Annotated in this window: 1 protein-coding gene; it reads right to left on the bottom strand. The window is 64.7% G+C overall.

Features of this window, described 5'->3' with window-relative positions; genetic code table 11:
* Window positions 1–702, bottom strand: a 702-nt coding sequence (locus GFY24_RS40905) for a condensation domain-containing protein (RefSeq protein ID WP_228567178.1), incomplete at both ends; no start/stop codon positions are given.

The following is a 702-nucleotide window of genomic DNA, read 5'->3' as shown; positions in this document are numbered from 1 at the left end:
CGCACCGGCCACTCGACGGGCACCGCGGCGCCTCGATAAGACGCAACCAGTGGGTAGGGCCGATCCGTCGGCAACTCGAGCCGCTCCGGCAACCCCGCGAGACCCCGCTCCCAGAACCCCACCTGCTCGGCCAGCTCGCTGCCCGGATCATCGATATCCCCGAGATACTCACGCTGCCACAACGTGTAATCCACATACTGCACCGGCAACGGATCCCAACCGGGAACAGCACCGGCACACCGCGCCGAATAGGCCGCCCCCAGGTCACGAGCCAACGGCGCGAATGACCAACCGTCACAAGCGATGTGATGCATCGCCAGAACGAGCACATACTCATCGACCCCGACCACGAACAACCGCGCCCGCAACGGAACCTCGACCGCCAGATCGAACTCGTACCGCACCAACTCGGCCACGGCATCCTCCAGCCGCTGCGCCGACCACCCCACCGAATCGACCACAGCCCAACCGAAATCGGCCTGATCGGCGGGAACGATCACCTGATGCGGAGTTCCCTCCACCGACGGGAACACCGTCCGCAAACTCTCATGCCGCTCGACCACATCGGCCATCGCCAGCCCCAGCGCTGAGACATCGAGCCCGCCACGCAACCGCAACACCAACGGCATGTTGTAGGTCGCGGACAGACCCTCCAACTGGTGAATGAACCACAACCGACGCTGAGCGAACGACAACGGAAGC

It is taken from the genome of Nocardia sp. SYP-A9097 (genome assembly GCF_009649815.1).
Classification (GTDB): domain Bacteria; phylum Actinomycetota; class Actinomycetes; order Mycobacteriales; family Mycobacteriaceae; genus Nocardia.
The sequence above is the reverse complement of the archived record's forward strand: the minus strand, read 5'-3'. Positions and strand labels throughout refer to the sequence as shown.